Annotated in this window: 13 protein-coding genes; 11 read left to right on the top strand and 2 right to left on the bottom strand. The window is 66.5% G+C overall.

Annotated elements, in window-relative coordinates:
- Positions 1–81 precede the first annotated feature (81 nt).
- The 4 genes from ACQR1Y_RS20720 to ACQR1Y_RS20705 all read left to right on the top strand — a co-directional run bounded on the left by ACQR1Y_RS20720 (position 82) and on the right by ACQR1Y_RS20705 (position 3,833).
- Positions 82–780, top strand: a complete 699-nt coding sequence (locus ACQR1Y_RS20720) for a PspA/IM30 family protein (RefSeq protein WP_434879332.1) — start codon at positions 82–84, stop codon at positions 778–780.
- 57 nt (positions 781–837) lie between these two features.
- Positions 838–1,113, top strand: coding sequence for a YiaA/YiaB family inner membrane protein (locus ACQR1Y_RS20715; protein ID WP_009029394.1), 276 nt, complete (start codon positions 838–840; stop codon positions 1,111–1,113).
- Positions 1,114–1,572: 459 nt separating this feature from the next.
- Entirely contained in the window at positions 1,573–2,577 is a 1,005-nt protein-coding gene (locus ACQR1Y_RS20710; protein WP_434879331.1) for a hypothetical protein, read from the top strand.
- A complete protein-coding gene (locus ACQR1Y_RS20705) occupies positions 2,577–3,833 on the top strand; it encodes a hypothetical protein (protein WP_434879410.1) in 1,257 nt (418 codons plus the stop codon). The genes ACQR1Y_RS20710 and ACQR1Y_RS20705 overlap by 1 nt, the downstream gene beginning before the upstream one ends.
- On the opposite strand, the gene ACQR1Y_RS20700 is transcribed toward ACQR1Y_RS20705, so the two are convergent.
- Together ACQR1Y_RS20700 and ACQR1Y_RS20695 are read right to left on the bottom strand one after the other, a co-directional pair.
- Positions 3,769–5,370, bottom strand: a complete 1,602-nt coding sequence (locus ACQR1Y_RS20700) for a hypothetical protein (protein ID WP_434879330.1) — start codon at positions 5,368–5,370, stop codon at positions 3,769–3,771. The genes ACQR1Y_RS20705 and ACQR1Y_RS20700 overlap by 65 nt on opposite strands.
- A 390-nt stretch (positions 5,371–5,760) precedes the next feature.
- Positions 5,761–6,615: an SDR family NAD(P)-dependent oxidoreductase gene (locus tag ACQR1Y_RS20695; protein ID WP_434879329.1), complete on the bottom strand. Its 855-nt coding sequence runs from the start codon at positions 6,613–6,615 to the stop codon at positions 5,761–5,763.
- 260 nt (positions 6,616–6,875) lie between these two features.
- Here ACQR1Y_RS20695 and ACQR1Y_RS20690 point away from each other — a divergent pair, with 260 nt between their 5' ends.
- The 7 genes from ACQR1Y_RS20690 to ACQR1Y_RS20660 all read left to right on the top strand — a co-directional run bounded on the left by ACQR1Y_RS20690 (position 6,876) and on the right by ACQR1Y_RS20660 (position 15,885).
- Positions 6,876–8,000, top strand: coding sequence for an alkene reductase (locus tag ACQR1Y_RS20690; RefSeq protein WP_434879328.1), 1,125 nt, complete (start codon positions 6,876–6,878; stop codon positions 7,998–8,000).
- A gap of 151 nt (positions 8,001–8,151) precedes the next feature.
- A complete protein-coding gene (locus tag ACQR1Y_RS20685; protein ID WP_434879327.1) occupies positions 8,152–9,816 on the top strand; it encodes a thiamine pyrophosphate-binding protein in 1,665 nt (554 codons plus the stop codon).
- An 859-nt stretch (positions 9,817–10,675) separates the two neighbouring features.
- Positions 10,676–12,058, top strand: a complete 1,383-nt coding sequence (locus tag ACQR1Y_RS20680; protein ID WP_434879326.1) for a M20 family metallopeptidase — start codon at positions 10,676–10,678, stop codon at positions 12,056–12,058.
- Between the two features lie 547 nt (positions 12,059–12,605).
- Positions 12,606–13,520 carry an amino acid ABC transporter substrate-binding protein gene (locus ACQR1Y_RS20675; RefSeq protein ID WP_434879325.1) on the top strand — a complete coding sequence of 305 codons (915 nt, stop codon included), beginning with the start codon at positions 12,606–12,608 and terminating at the stop codon, positions 13,518–13,520.
- A 198-nt stretch (positions 13,521–13,718) separates the two neighbouring features.
- Positions 13,719–14,450 carry an amino acid ABC transporter permease gene (locus ACQR1Y_RS20670; protein WP_006612549.1) on the top strand — a complete coding sequence of 244 codons (732 nt, stop codon included), beginning with the start codon at positions 13,719–13,721 and terminating at the stop codon, positions 14,448–14,450.
- A gap of 1 nt (position 14,451) precedes the next feature.
- Entirely contained in the window at positions 14,452–15,144 is a 693-nt protein-coding gene (locus ACQR1Y_RS20665) for an amino acid ABC transporter permease (RefSeq protein ID WP_434879324.1), read from the top strand.
- Positions 15,145–15,153: 9 nt separating this feature from the next.
- Positions 15,154–15,885: an amino acid ABC transporter ATP-binding protein gene (locus tag ACQR1Y_RS20660; RefSeq protein ID WP_434879323.1), complete on the top strand. Its 732-nt coding sequence runs from the start codon at positions 15,154–15,156 to the stop codon at positions 15,883–15,885.
- The last annotated feature ends 184 nt before the right edge of the window (positions 15,886–16,069 follow it).

Below are 16,069 nucleotides of genomic sequence, written 5' to 3'. Positions count from 1 at the left end.
TGCTCAAAATAATCCTTGAGCAGCGCTCAGGTTTGCGTTAGAAGAAATCACATGAGCGATGCTCATAACAGGGAGCTGACAATGTTCAAGACTGTTCTGACGCTGTTTCGGGGCACCGTCGCCGTCGCGGAGGAGGAGCTGCAGGACCGGACCGCGCTGGTGATCCTGGATCAGCAGATGCGCGATGCGGCCGCGGCCGTCGAGCGCAGCAAGCGCGCGCTGGCGCTCGCCATCGCGCAGGACCAGCAGGAGGGCCGGCGGCTGGAGGCCACCTTGGCCCGGATCACCGATCTCGAAGTGCGCGCCACCGCCGCGCTCGACGGCGGCCGCGAGGATCTGGCGCGGGAGGCCGCGCAGGCGATCGCAGGGCTCGAGGCCGAGCGCGATGCCGCCAAGACCGCGCGGGCGCTGTTCGCCACCGAGATCAGCCGGCTGAAGAAACACGTCGCCGGTGCTGAAGCCCGCATCGCCGAGCTCGATCGCGGCCGCCGCATCGCCCGCGCTTCGGAGGCCGTGCGCAACCTGCGTCGCGGCGGCATCGAGGCGGCGCGTCCCTACGAATGCACGCTGCCGGAAGCGGAGGCGACCTTGAAGCGGCTACGCGAGCGGCAGATGGAGGCGCAGGCCGCCGACGAGGCGCTGATGGAGCTCGACGCGGCCACAGGCCCGATCACCACGGCCGAGAAGCTCGCCGAGCAGGGGTTCGGCCCGCGCATCAAGACCACTGCGGATGACGTGCTGGCGCGGCTGAAGGCCGGCCGCAACGTCCCGGCAAACTGATGTCCTTGAACGACCCATCTTAACGCATCCATCCAACTCATGTCACAGGAGCCGATCATGAACCAGAACGCCCAGCCCCACAGCGGTGCCTTCGTCACCTTCTCCTACGTCTCGTTCGCTGCCTCCGCCTTCCTCGTTGCGATCGGCGTGTTCTTCATGCCGATCGATCTCTGGATGAAGGGCTATCTGACGATGGGCATCGTCATGCTGGTGCAGACCTGCGTCACCCTGACCAAGACGCTGCGCGACCGCCACGAGAGCAGCAAGCTCGTCAACCGCATCGAGGACGCCCGCGCCGAGCGCCTGCTGATGGAGGTGTCGAAGGCGGCGTGAGCCGTGACCTCTTCGCCTTTCGTCGCGTGGAAGGAGAGGTCCGTGGTGAAGGAGAGGCCGGTGGGCGGAGCGCCCCTCACCCCACCCCTCTCCCCGTGAAGAACGGGGAGAGGGAGCGCAGCCGAACCGGAGTATGCAGTTTGCGCTGACGACTCGGCGTCAGCACGATGGATTGCTCTCCGAGCAAGAATTGAGCGACACACGAGGACTGATGGGCAAAGGCCAACGCCACGGCGCCGGTCTGCTCCCTCTCCCCGTTCTTCACGGGGAGAGGGGTGGGGTGAGGGGCAGCCACGCGGGCAGACTTTGTTGTAATGACCATCGTTCAAGCGGCGTTTACCGTGCTGACAGCATGGCTGCTCGGCGTGATCGCGCATTAACGCCCACGGCGCATATGACGCGAAGGGCAGGCAAGGCTCCGGCGAGCCATTTGCGTTGACGCCAGGCGGATGAGGGGGAATGAACATCGTCGCAGGCGCAAGGCGCATTCGTGACAATATCGGCTTCTGGATCACCGCGCTGGGTCAGGAGGCGATGGACCTGTCGCTGCGCACCCACGCGGAGTTGCGCACGCGGATCGTCGAGAGTCCGGGCACGACCTTGGACGATGCGGCGCTCGCCGCCCTCGTCGCCGATCTCCGCGCCATCGCCGGCAAGACCCTGCCCGCGGGCGATCTCACCTACGGCATTTTCTCCGGCCAGCGCGAGGCGCTCGCGCGCGCCATCATCACGCTCGTCTCCGACGCCTCGACCGGCCGGCCCATCGCCTTCAACGCGCTCGCGGTGATGCAGGTCGCGCGCGCCGGCGAGACGCAGGAGGTCATCCATCTCGGGCTCGTGATGGTCGATCCCGACGCGCGCGGCAAGGGACTGTCCGGCGTGCTGTACGGCCTGACCACGCTGCTGCTGTTCATACGCGACGGCCTGCGGCCGAAATGGATCTCCAACGTCACGCAGGTGCCGGCGGTGGCCGGCATGGTGTGCGAGACCTTCTCCGACGTCTATCCCTCGCCGCAGCCGCAGGCGCGCGCGAGCTTTGCGCATCTCGAACTCGCGCGCGGCATCATGGCTGCGCATCGCGCGGTGTTCGGCGTCGGCCGCGAGGCCGGTTTCGACGAGACCCGCTTCGTCATTACCGATGCCTATACCGGCGGCTCGGATGCGCTGAAGAAGACCTATGACGAGGCGCCGAAGCATCGCGACGACGTCTACAACGGCTTCTGCGCGCGCGAGCTGGACTACGCCAGGGGCGATGACCTGCTGCAGCTCGGCCGCATCGATCTCGCCGCCGCCCGCCGCTATCTGCTGCGCGCAATTCCCTCGGGCTCGCTGCCGGCGCTGCTGGCAACCTCGGCCGTGCTGGCGCTGCAGCGGATGATCCTGCCGCTGCTGCATTGGCTCGATGACACAAGGCCGTTCGGCACCTTGCGCCCGCGCGTTCCGTCGAGCGAGGCCGCGCAATGATGCCGGGCGTCGTCGCCGACTCCGTCGTCAATCTCTGCGGCGCAATCGGCCTTGCCGTCGCCGCCGCGATGCTGCACCGGCGCGATCCCCGGGGGCCGCTGACCGCGCGGCTGGTCGCCTTGCTGGCGCTGGTCGCCACGCTGTTCCTGCTGCGCGGCCTCGCCTGGTGGACCGACAACGCCGCGCTCGACCGCATCTCGCTGATCCCGGCGGCGCTGATCCCGCTCGGCGCGCTCGTCGTCACCGAGGGCCTGCTGCGCCGGCATGCGCATCGCGGACTGAAGATGGCGGCGCTGCTCGGCGGCGTCGTGCTCGCGCTGGCCGGTGCGCTCGGTCCGGTCGCGTTCGAGAACCACCATACGGCGGTGCTGTCGGCGTTTCAGCTCGCGGGCTTTGCGATCTGCGCCTGGCTGCTGCTCCGCCGCGACCGCGGCAGCCTGCTTGCCTGGGAGAACCGCGCCATCGATCGCGTCGCCTCCGGCGCGCTGATCGTCATTCCCTTCATCGTCACCGATTTCCGCGTGCTGGCGCCTGACATGCCGGTCCGGCTCGGCGCGCTCGGCGCGCTGCTCGCGGTGACCGCGATCCTGATCGCCGGCGCCAGCGCCGAGGCGCAGCGCCAGGGCCTGTGGCTGACCTTGCTGCGACTCTCGGGCGCGGCCGTGCTCGGCGCCGCCGCGGCAACGTTGTCACCTGACGTCGATGCGGCGCAATTGACACGTTTCTGCGCGGTCTCTGTCGCCGGCGTGCTGACGATCGGACTGCTGGGGGATGCGTTGCGCGCGATGCTCGAGGCGCGGCAGCCCGGCGTGCTCGATTCGATCAGCGCGGCGACCGCGGCGACGCGCGATGAGCTGATCGCCGAGCTCACCCGCCAGCCGATCTTCGAGAGCGCGCGACGCTATCGCGAGGCGGAGATTGCCGCCTATGATCCGCCGCTGCTGCGCGACTTTCTCGCCTCCCGCCGCGTGCTGCGCCGGGCCGACGCGCCATGGGGCCTGGCAGCGAGCGACCCTTCGGTCGAGCGCATGGTGGCGCTGATGACGGCGCGGCATGCGACGCATGTGATCGTGCTGTCGCATCAGCCGGTCGATCTCATCGTGCTCGCCGTCTCCGTGATCGCGGCCGATCCGGCCACCGAAACCGCGCTCGCACTGGTCAGGCGCCTGCTGGTGCAGGCGCCCGAGGCGGCTACGCCCACATGTGATGATGGGCGTGCTGATGCTGCGACATGTCCACCTGGGGCAGGTCGATGACGGGCGCCTCCGGGACGGTCGTCGCGGCGCCGTGTGAGGACGCGGCCGTCGGCAGCATGATCACGTTCGCGGCCGGCTGGGCCATGATCTCCGCGAGCACGGCGGCCGCGCTGGCGTTGCCGCCGCCGGTCGTCGCCAGCACCTGCGCGACGGTGGTGCCGTTGACGTCATAGGCGCCGCCATTGACCGGGATGTTGTTGCCGCCGACGTCGGCCGCGTTCTGGTGCATCTGGTCGGCGGCGGCCGCCACCAGCGCCTTGTTGCCGGTCTGGAAGCCTTCGAGAATCTTGGCGATCTCCGCGCCGAGCGTGCTCTGGTCGCCGAGCAGCTCGTTGTCGAAGCGGGCCTGGAAGATGCCGCCCTGCGCCGCGTCGAAATCGGTGACGTCCTTCTTGAACGTCATCAGGTCGGCGGTGACCTTCGCCATCGCCGCGGCGTCCCCTGCATTGACCGCCGCGATCGCCGCCTTGCCGAGCGCGTTCGACTGCGCGATGAACATGGCCCAGAAGTCGGTCTGTGCCTGGTTGTCCTGATAGGCCGGCGTCGGATTGAGGAAGTCGCCGAACTGGGTCCAGCCGTTGAGGCCGTTCTGCTGCGCCATGTTGGCGAGGTTGGTGTCGCCGGCGACGATGTCGATGATGTCGAGGAAGTCGTCGTTCAGCGCCCGGCCGATGTCGACATTGCCCGCCGCGCCGTTGATATGGGTGTTGACCAGCGCGAGCTGATCGATGATCGCGAGCGCGTGGACGCCGGTGAGTCCGCCGAACTGCAGCGGGTTGGCCGCGACCAGCGCGTTGAGGCCGGCGATCAGCGCGTCGACATCGTTCTGGATGAGTTCGACATTGCTGTCGTTGACCCCGCCGAGCAGCCGGTTGGCGGCATCGTTGAAGATCAGCCCGAGCTCGGCCAGCGTGCCCTTCGGCGCGGTCGCAGCCGTGACGCCGTCCGGCAGAAGCTGCGGCACCTGCAGGAAGCCGGTGGCGCCGTCGGCATTGGTGGTCTTGCCGGCGAGCGTCGGATCGTTGTTGACGACGTTGAGAATGTCGAGATGCGCGTTGCGCAGCGCGGTCTCCGCGGCGGCGATGCTGCCGAACGCGCCGCCGCCGGTCACCGAGGCCATCGCGGCATCCTGCGCGATCGTGATGTCGGCGAGGATCTTGTTGACGCTGGCGAGCGCCTGGCCGTTGAACTGGCCGGCCGCGACCATCGCCTTCAGCCCGTCCTGAATCACGGTGAGGTCGCCGGTGTAGTTGTAGACGCTGCCCAGCCCCTGGCCGCCTTCCTCGACGACGTTGCGCCACAGCCCGCCTTCCAGAAAGCGCGTCGCGTCGTTGAAGACGATGCCGAGATCGGCAAAGCCGAGTGCCGGCGTCGGCGGCGTGGGTGTGGGCGGAGTCGGTGTCGGCGGAGTCGGAGTGGGAGGCGTGGGGCACGGCGGCGGCGCCGGCTGGCAATGATGATTGTGATGGTGGTGGTGATGGTTGTGATGATGATGATCGTGGTGACTGTCGTGATGGTGACGGTGATGGCGCGTCATGTCCGATGGTCTCCCCAATGCTGCGCACCCCCCAACGCGTTCGCCGGCGCGCGATTTGTTGCGGCTGACGCGGGTGCGGTGATGGCGCCGATCTGACGCCTGCTTCGTGGCGGCTTCGCGCAGGGATTGTGGAATGCGTCTGCGTCAGATTGTCGTGCCGTGCGACCGCGGCAGCTGCGGCGTCTCATCGCTTGACGGCGAATGTCTCGCTGCCTTGTGGACGAGCGGTCGGGCGCGATGCCCGCCGCGATTCAGCGAGTTGCAGACACATTCGACGCCGTGATTCGCGCGATGATGCCGTTGCGGGAAGCCGATTGCGACGATCCGACGCGCCGGGAACCGGCACGTCGCCGTGTGGTGACGACGCGCCGCTGCCGCGGCGTGACCGGATCATGGCGATGTCTTCACGAATGTCGCAAAGGCGTCGGTATAGTCCGCATGCCAGCGCGACAGCGGCGGCCGGTTCTCGACGATGTCGCCGGCCGCCCACAGGATGCGCCGCTCGTCGAGCAAACGCGGCACGTCATTGTCGGGACACAGCACGTAGAAGTCGCCGGCGGAGACGCGCTCCAGCATGAAATCGACGGTCTGCTCCGGCGTCCATGCGCCGGCGGGCTTCTCGACGCGGCCATTGGCGGTGAGCGGCGTGAACACGAAGCCGGGAATGAACAGATGCGCCGTCACCTGGCAATTCGGCGTGTTGCGCAATTCGTGCTGCAGCGCCTCGGTGAACGCCTTCACGCCGGCCTTGGAGACGTTGTAGGCGGGATCGCCGGGCGGCGTGGTGATGCCCTGCTTGGAGCCGGTGTTGATGATCAGCGCCGGCCGCCCTTGCGCGATCATGTTGGGCGCGAATATTTGCGAGCCGTGGATGATGCCCCACAAATTGACGCCGAGAATGCGCTGCCAATTGTCCTCCGGCCCGAACATCTTGCTGCCCGGCTGGATGCCGGCATTGTTCATCAGCACGTCGACGCGGCCGAAGCGCGCGCGCACCGCCGCCTCCAGCGCGGCCACGCTGTCGCGGCTGCTCACATCTGTCTTGGCGGTCATCACCGCGGCCTTGCCGCGCGACGCGGCGGCGCCGACCTTGGCGGCCGCCGCGTTCAGCCGGGCCTCGTCGACATCGGCGATGCAGACGTTCAGGCCGCGCTCGGCGAAGCGGATGGCGGCGGCGAGGCCGATGCCGGAGGCGCCTCCGGTGACGACGGCGGTGTGATCGGCTGACAGAGCAGGGTGGGGCACGGCGTATTTCTCCGGCTGGACGAGAAAACATCTGTCTATGACGTCCGGACGCGGCCGCAAGATCATTCGGTTCGCGGCATGACAGGTCTTCGCGGCTGCAACGCGAGCGACGGCCTACAGTTGCAGGGCGCCCGCTTTCGGCATTCCGCTTTCAGCATGGAGGGTCTGCTCGTGCGGAGGTCGCACCAACATTGCCACCGTCATGTTTTGCGAACAAGATGATCCCAACCGACAATCCTAATGACAATCCTGGGGGAGAAATGCTGCCTGCGCTGTTTTCGCCGCTGACCATCGGTCCGTATCATCTCAAGCATCGCGTCGTGATGGCGCCGCTCACGCGCATGCGCGCCGCCAGGGAGACGCTCGCGCCGCGTCGGCTGAACGTCGAATATTATGCGCAGCGCGCGACTCCGGGCGGCCTGCTCATCGCCGAGGCCTCGCCGGTGCTGCCGACCGGCACCGGCAGCCCGAACGTGCCCGGTATCTACAGCGAAGCCCAGATCGCCGGCTGGAAGCAGGTCGTCGACGCCGTCCATGCCAAGGGCGGAGTCATCTTCCTGCAGCTCTGGCATGTCGGCCGCGTGTCGCATTCCTCGTTCCAGCCGGGCGGCGCGCTGCCGGTGGCGCCGTCAGCGATCGCGATCGGCGATGATCTCAAGGCGATGACGGCGGAAGGGAAGGGCGCCGCCTATGAGACGCCGCGCGCGCTGGAAACCGATGAGATCCCCGCGCTCGTCGCCGCCTATGGCCAGGCCGCGCGCAACGCGATGGCGGCCGGATTCGACGGCGTCGAGGTGCACGGCGCGAACGGCTACCTGATCGAGCAGTTCCTGCAGACCCGCAGCAACCAGCGCACCGACCGCTATGGCGGCTCCATCGAGAACCGCTGCCGCTTCCTGCTCGAGGTCACCGAAGCCGTGATCGCGGCCTGCGGCGCCGACAAGGTCGGCGTGCGGCTGTCGCCCTATGGCATCGCCAACGGCTCCGGCGAGGCCGAGCCGATGCCGCTGTACACGCATGCGATCGAGGCGCTCAACAAGCTCGGCATCGCCTATCTGCACCTGATCGAGCCGCGCTCCTCCGGCGCCGGCCGCGCCGACGTCAATTGGCAGAACGTGCCGTCGGCGATTGCCCTGTTCCGTCCGGTCTGGAAGGGCGTGCTGATCGGCGCCGGCGGCTTCACCGGCCAGCCGGCGGAGGCCGCCGTGGCCGGCGGCCAGGCCGATGCCATCGCCTTCGGCCGCTACTTTATCAGTAATCCGGACCTGCCGGCCCGCCTGCAGCACGGCTGGCCGCTGACGCCGTACAACCGGCCGACCTTCTACGGCGGTGAGGAGAAGGGCTACACGGATTATCCGGCGTATGACGCGACGGTGAACGCGTAGCGCCGGCGCTCTCTCCACCGTCATTGCGAGGAGCGAAGCGACGAAGCAATCCAGAGTCGCGCGCGCCGCCCCTGGATTGCTTCGCTCCGCTCGCAATGACGGGGAAAGAGCTTGCACTCAGACTGAGGCTGTGTTGCTCGGAGGGAATCGTATGAAAAACCGCACCACCGGACGCTCGGCCTTTCTCGCGCTGCTCAAGGACGAGGGCATCACGCATCTGTTCGGCAATCCCGGCACCACCGAGCTGCCGGTCATGCACGCGCTGAAGGATCATCCCGATCTCACCTACGTCATGGCGATGCAGGAGAGCCTGGTGGTGGCGATCGCCGACGGCTTCAGCCGCGCCTCGGGACGGCTTGTCGCCTGCAACGTCCATGTCGCGCCCGGCCTCGGCAATGCGATGGGATCGCTCTACAACGCGCAGTTCACGGGCACGCCGATGATCCTGACCGCCGGCCAGCAGGAGCAGGGTCACGGCCTGATGGAGCCGCTGCTCTATGGCCCGCTGGTGCGCATGGCCGAGCCGCTGGTGAAATGGGCGGTGGAAGTGACGCGGCTGGAGGACCTGCCGCGCATCGTGCGTCGCGCGGCGAAGGTTGCGACCACCCCGCCCACGGGCCCGGTCTTCATCTCGCTGCCCGGCGACATCCTCAACGCCGAAGCCGGCATCGAGCTCGGCCGCTCGACCCGGGTCGATGCGCGCGTGCAGCCGTCAGCCGACGCGCTGCGAGCGCTGGCGCAGCGCATCCTCAAGGCGCAGCGGCCGGTGATCATCACCGGTGACGAGATCGTCAAGAGCGATGCGCTGCAGGCCGCTGCCGATTTCGCCTCTGCGCTGGGCGCGCCCGTGCATCAGCAGTCCGCGCCCTATGGCTCGCATTTCCTCTCCGAGCATCCCTGCTACATCGGCTCGCTGTCGCGCGCCCAGAAGCAGGTGCGCGATCTGCTTGCGCCGCATGATCTCCTGATCGTGCTCGGCGCCGACCCCTTGCGGATGTCCGTGCACAGCGAGATCGAGCCGCTGCCGGAGGGATTGCCGATCGTGCAGATCGGCCTGGTCGATTGGGAGCTGGGCAAGAACTTCGGCGCGGAGATCGCGCTCAAGGCCGACGTCCGCGAGACTCTCCTGCAACTCACGCCACTGCTGCGCGAGCTTGGCGGCTCGGCCTTGCAAGCGACGTCTCAGGCGCGCATTGCGGAGCTGGCCTCGAAGAACTGGATCGCGCGGCGCCGCACGCTGACCGCGCAGATTGAGACGGCATGCGAGCGGATGCCGATCGATCCCGATTATCTGGCGCTGCAGGTGGCCGAGGCGATGCCGGAGCACGGCATCCTCGTCGACGAGGGCCTGACCTCGGCGCGCTACATGACCGCGCTCTGGCCGTATCGCGACCGCTACAATTATCACGGCCTCGCCTCCGGCGGCATCGGCTGGGGCCTGCCGGCGTCGGTCGGCGTCAGCCTCGCCAATCCCGATCGTCCCGTGGTCTGCTACTCCGGCGACGGCAGCGCGATGTATTCGATCCAGGCGCTGTGGACCGCCGCCCACCACAAGCTGCCGCTGTCGGTCGTGATCGTCAACAATGGCGGCTACCGCATCATCAAGCAGCGCCTGCTGTCGTTCCACGGCGACGACAACTACATCGGCATGGATTTCGCCGATCCGCCGGTGGATTTCGCCGGGCTGGCACGGTCGCTCGGCTGCGAGGCGCTGCGCGTTAGCGATCCGCGCGAGCTGAAGCCCGTGTTGTCGGAGGCCTTCCGGCGGCCGGGAGCGAAGCTGATCGAGGTCATGGTGAGCAACGCCGTGAATTGAAGCGACGCTGCCTCATCCCCGCTCTCGTCATTCCGGGGCACGCGGATCTCGGACAGCGCAGCTGTCCGAGATCTGCGTGAGCCCGGAATCCATACTCACAGGCGGACGTTTGGAAGCGGGATGGACATGACCACCTCGCCTTCTCATAGCCGCCTGTGGTTATGGATTCCGGGCTCATCCAAGTGCGGGGACGGCTTTGCCGTCCCCGCACTTGGATGCCCCGGAATGACGACCCTCACAAGCAGCCTCAAAGAATTCGCTTTACGAATATCCGAAGATGTGCTTTATTTCCGAAATCCCGCCTCGATACGGAGGGGCGCATCGCGATCGTCACGACACGCGAGGTGGGGTGCGACGGCTGTCGGCATGCCGCAGCGTGGGGAAGCCCGCGCGGACGAACGGCATCTGGCGGACGCAAAGGCGTGTGGTCCTGGCACCCCGACGCTGGTGCCAAGTCGCGGGCGATGATCCCGCCGACGACGGTGGCTATCAAGCCGGACACCGGGGAGAGCGCGCTATACGCGTGAAAACCGTCGCGCGGGGAATGCCGGATGACTGGCTGAACCTGTGGTGACTGCCGCCTGCTACTCTTTCTGCAGGCGGGCCATGGGTTGCGGCCAGCACCCGGCATTCCCCGCGCCCTCCGTCTTTCGAGGGTGTTCACAGCTCCAAGCTCGGATGCGCCATTGCATCGCGAGAACGAGGGCGCGCGTGCCCGTCGTTCATACCCCTTAGGCGCGAGGCGGGTGGTTCCGAAATCCGGGACAAGGCCGATGCTCCACTGAATTCAAACCCAGCCCCTTCCGCTTCTGCCGCGATCCCGATATGACGCCGCCTTCGTTGTGACTGGAAAAGCGCCATGACCAGGATTGATGCAATCGCCCGTGCCCGTCAGAGCCTGACCGGCGGAGACTTCCTGGCCGAGCTAGGCCGGCGGGTCGCCTATCGCACCGAGAGCCTCAATCCCGAGCGCAAGGACGAACTCGCTGCCTATCTGACCAAGGAGCTGACGCCATCCTTCGCCGAACTCGGCTTTTCCTCCGAACTCGTGCCGTCGCCGAGCGGCCGTGCGCCGTTCCTGATCGCGACCTATCATGAGAGCGACAGCGCCCCGACGGTGCTGAGCTACGGCCACGGCGACACGGTCGACGGCATGACCGGCGAATGGCGCGATGGCCGCGATCCCTGGGTGGTCACTCCCGACGGCAACCGGCTCTATGGCCGCGGCACCGCCGACAACAAGGGCCAGCACAGCATCAACATGGCGGCGCTGCGCGCGGTGCGCGACGCCCGCGGCGGCAAGCTCGGCTTCAACGCCAAGTTCATCATCGAGATGGGCGAGGAGATCGGCTCGCCGGATCTTGCCAAGGTGGCCGACCTCAAACGCGACACCTTGAAAGCCGACGTCTTCATCGGCTCCGACGGCCCGCGGCTGTCGACCGCGCGGCCCACCATCTTTCTTGGCTGCCGCGGCGGCATCCGGCTGCATCTCGACGTCAATCTGCGCGAGGGCGGCAATCACTCCGGCAATTGGGGCGGCGTGCTCGCCAATCCAGCCACCATCCTCGCCAACGCCATCGCCACCTTGGTGGATGGTCAAGGCCGCATCAAGCTGGACTCGCTGAAGCCGCCGCGCCTCACCAACGCGATCCGTGCCATCCTGGCCGACGTGAAGGTCGAGCCGACCGCCGACGAGCCGGCGCTGTCGGACAATTGGGGCGAGGACGGACTCACTCCGGCGGAGCGGCTCTATGCCTGGAACACGCTCGAAGTGCTGGCGATCTCCTCGGGCAATATTGACAAGCCGGCGAACGCGATTCCCGGCCGCGCCCGCGCCGTGCTGCAGCTGCGCTTCGTGGTCGGCACCAAGGTCGACACCATCGTTGAGGATGTGAAGGCCCATCTCGTCGCGCACGGCTTCCCGATGATCGAGGTCAGCATGACGCAAGGCTTCGCGGCTTCGCGGGCCGACATCGACAGCCCCTGGATCACATGGGCGGCGGACTCGATCAAGATGAGCACCGGCAAGGCGCCCGCCGTGCTGCCGAACTTCGGCGGCTCGCTGCCGAATGACGTGTTTGCCGACGTGCTGAAGATGCCGACCATGTGGGTCCCGCACTCCTATCCCGGCTGCTCGCAGCACGCGCCGGATGAGCACATTCTTGTGGACGTCACGGAGGAGGCGCTGGGTCTGATGGCCGGGCTGTTCTGGGATCTGGGTGAGTTGCGGAAGCCGCTGTGAGTTGGGAGCTTGGATGGGCCGCGCGTCTCGGGGCAGCGACGGTCTCAACCTCGCCCCGCTTGCGGGGAGAGGTCGGATTGCATCGAAGATGCAATCCGGGTGAGGGGGGCTTTCCGCACGGTCGGTGGGTGTGGTTGCCCCTCACCCCAGCCCTCTCCTCGTGAAGGACGGGGAGAGGGAGCACACTGCGAGCGTGGAGGGAGCGCCGATTCCAAACGAGCAGGGTCGCTCGCACGAGCGGGAACCAGAGCGAGAGTTGATGAGCACATACCGGTGCCGCTTCAGACTTTCGTCGCGTCGCCCGACCGCCGCGGCCCTCGTAGTTTACCATCCCGGCGTTCGGCGCTGCACTCTCAGGCCGAATCTCTTGTCGAACGGGGCGCTGGACAGGCAATTTGTCGCAAGCGTCCGAGAACTTGCCGCCGCGGGGCGGTCTATGGTGCCCGCGCTCGTCCGGCCGGAGATCATCCGAGGCCGGGCGGGACGATTTTGAGTTGGCTCAGGTTTATGCAAGCATCCGGCACTCAGCCGGATTGAGGAGATACAGATGAAGCAGCTTCGCCTATTTGGTCTGGCCTTTGCCGCCGCGCTCTGCGCCGGCCAGGCGCAGGCCGAGGACCTGACGGGGACCCTGAAGAACATCAAGGAGACCGGCGCCATCACCCTCGGCGTTCGCGATTCCTCGATTCCGTTCTCCTATCTCGACGACAGCCAGAAGCCGATCGGCTTCGCCATCGACATCTGCATGGGCATCGTCGATGCCGTGAAGAAGGAGCTCAAGCTCGACAAGCTCGAGGTCAAGCTCAACCCGGTGACGTCGTCGACCCGCATCCCGCTGCTCGCCAACGGCACCATCGATCTGGAATGCGGCTCGACCACCAACAATGCCGAGCGCCAGAAGCAGATCTCCTTCACCAACACCCACTTCCTGACGGCGAGCCGCTACGTCACGAAGAAGGCGAGCAACATCACCAAGATCGATGATCTGAAGGGCAAGACGGTCGTGTCGACCGCCGGCACCACCAACATCAAGCAGCTCACCGAAGCCAATGCCGCGCGCAACCTCGGCATCAACATCATCCCGGCCAAGGATCACGCCGAGGCTTTCCTGATGGTCGAGACCGATCGCGCGGTGGCGTTCGTGATGGACGACATCCTGCTCGCCAGCCTCGTCGCCGGCTCCAAGGATCCGGCCGCCTACGTCGTCTCCAGCGACGCGTTCTCCAAGCCCGAGCCGTACGGCATCATGCTGCGCAAGGACGATCCGCAGTTCAAGAAGGTCGTCGATGCCGCCACCGCCAAGATCTACACCAGCGGCGAGGGCGCCAAGCTGTACGACAAGTGGTTCATGCAGAAGATCCCGCCGAAGGGCCTCAACCTGAACACCCCGATCTCCGCCGAGCTGAAGGCCGAATTCGCGAAGCCGTCGGATTCGCCGGATCCCGAGTCGTACAAGCCGTAAGCTGAAGTCGCAGCTCTCGCCGCGATGGCGGTGCGCTCCCCTCCCCCTTGCGGGGAGGGGTCGGGGGTGGGGGTCCCAGCAGAGACTGCCCGTGTGGACCCCCACCCCAACCCTCCCCCGCAAGGGGGGAGGGAGCGCAGCGTCGCTTGTGGCGACGTCCCGTGATCCGACTGTGAGCTAATCCCTCAGGACACCCCCGTGAACTACACCTGGAACTGGCACATCTTCCTGGAGCCGAACCCGACCGGGGCCGGCACCTATTTCGACATGCTGCTGGCGGGGCTGAAGGTCACGATCGTGACCTCGCTGTCGGCCTGGGTGATCGCGCTGATCTTCGGCACGATCGTCGGCATCCTGCGCTCGCTGCCGTCCAAGCTCGCGACCTGGATCGGTTTTCTCTACGTCGAATTCTTCCGCAACATGCCGCTGCTGGTGCAGCTGTTCCTGTGGTTCTTCGTGCTGCCGGAGCTGCTGCCGCGCGCCGCGGGGCTGTGGCTGAAGCAGATGCCGAATGCGCCGTTCTACACGGCCGCCGTCGGCATCGGCCTGTTCATGTCGGCGCGCGTCGCCGTGCAGCTCGCGGCCGGCATCGGCTCGCTGCCGCGCGGCCAGAAGATGGCGGCGACCGCGCTCGGCCTCACCACCTTGCAGGTCTACCGCTACGTGCTGCTGCCGATGGCCTTCCGCATCATCCTGCCGCCGCTGACGTCGGAGTTTCTCAACACCGTCAAGAACAGCGCGGTCGCGATCACCATCGGCCTGATCGAGCTGACCGGCGCGGCCCGCGCGATGCAGGAATTCTCGTTCCAGGTGTTCGAGGCGTTCAGCGCCGCGACCCTGATGTATCTCGTCATCAACATCATCGTCGTGATCGGCATGCGCCTCCTGGAGCGCGCGGTGGCGATCCCTGGCTACATCACGGGCAAATGAGATGCTGGCCAATTTCGATTTCGACGTCATCCGCCGCTCGCTGAGCTATCTGTTCATCGACGGCATGACATTCACCTTGACGCTGACCGTGCTGTCGGCGACCGGTGGTCTCATCTTCGGCACCCTGATCGCGCTGATGCGGCTGTCCGGCTATCGCGTGATGGGCTGGATCGCCGGGCTCTATGTCGACTTCATGCGATCGCTGCCGCTGGTGCTCGTGATCTTCTGGTTCTACTTCCTGGTCCCCTATATCGGGCAGTGGATCACCGGCTCGTCCCGGCCGATCAAGGTCGGCGCCTTCGCCTCCTCGCTGATCACCTTCATCATGTTCGAGGCGGCGTACTTCTCCGAGATCATGCGCGCCGGCATCCAGTCGATCTCGCGGGGACAGCCGGCCGCGGCTTCGGCACTGGGCCTGACCTACGCGCAGACCATGCGCTACGTCGTGCTGCCACAGGCGTTCCGCAACATGCTGCCGGTGCTGCTGACCCAGACCATCGTGCTGTTCCAGGACACCTCGCTGGTCTACGTGCTCTCGATCCCGGACTTCCTCGGCGCCGCGTCGAAGGTCGCGCAGCGCGACGGCCGCCTGGTCGAGATGTACCTGTTCGCAGCTCTGGTCTACTTCACCATCTCCTGCATCGCGTCCTACGGCGTCCGCCGCCTGCAGTCGCGCATCGCCATCATCAGGTAGTCGGCTCCCATGATCGAAATCAGCCACGTCAACAAATGGTACAGCCCGACCTTCCAGGTGCTGAAGGACTGCACGACCTCCGTCGCCAAGGGCGAGGTCGTGGTGGTCTGCGGACCCTCCGGCTCCGGCAAGTCGACGCTGATCAAATGCGTCAACGCGCTGGAGCCGTTCCAGGACGGCACGATCACGATCGACGGCCTCAAGGTCAATGACTCGAAAACCAACCTGCCGAAGCTGCGCTCGCGCGTCGGCATGGTGTTCCAGCACTTCGAGCTGTTTCCGCATCTGAAGATCATCGACAATCTCTGCCTCGCCCAGCAGAAGGTGCTGGGCCGCGGCCACGCCGAGGCCGAGACCAAGGGCATGAAGCTGCTGGAGCGCGTCGGCCTCAAGGAGCACGCGCAGAAATTTCCCGCGCAGCTCTCCGGCGGCCAGCAGCAGCGCGTCGCCATCGCGCGCGCGCTCGCGATGGACCCGATCGCGATGCTGTTCGACGAGCCGACCTCGGCGCTCGATCCCGAAATGATCAGCGAGGTGCTCGACGTCATGGTCGATCTCGCCCGCGAGGGCATGACCATGATGGTCGTCACCCACGAGATGGGTTTTGCCAAGAAGGTCGCCCACCGCGTCATCTTCATGGACCGCGGCGAGATCGTCGAGGACGCCAAGAAGGAAGACTTCTTCGGCCAGCCCCGCAGCGAGCGCGCCCAGCAGTTCCTGTCGAAGATTTTGTCGCATTAGCGTTCGAAGTTGTTCGCGGATTTAGTCGCAGACGACAGTCTGCTCCCTCTCCCCGTTCTTCACGGGGAGAGGGGTGGGGTGAGGGGCAACCGCACGAGAAGTGCATGCGGTATGAACCGGGCTGAGTCCTGACATTCTAGACCGGGTTGATTCCTGACAGGCAAGCTTCGTCCGATTCGAAGGA

The sequence above is a fragment of the Bradyrhizobium sp. HKCCYLRH3099 genome (assembly GCF_051167855.1).
Taxonomy (GTDB): Bacteria; Pseudomonadota; Alphaproteobacteria; order Rhizobiales; family Xanthobacteraceae; genus Bradyrhizobium.
Note: the sequence above shows the minus strand (reverse complement) of the source record. Positions and strands in the feature narration are given on the sequence as shown.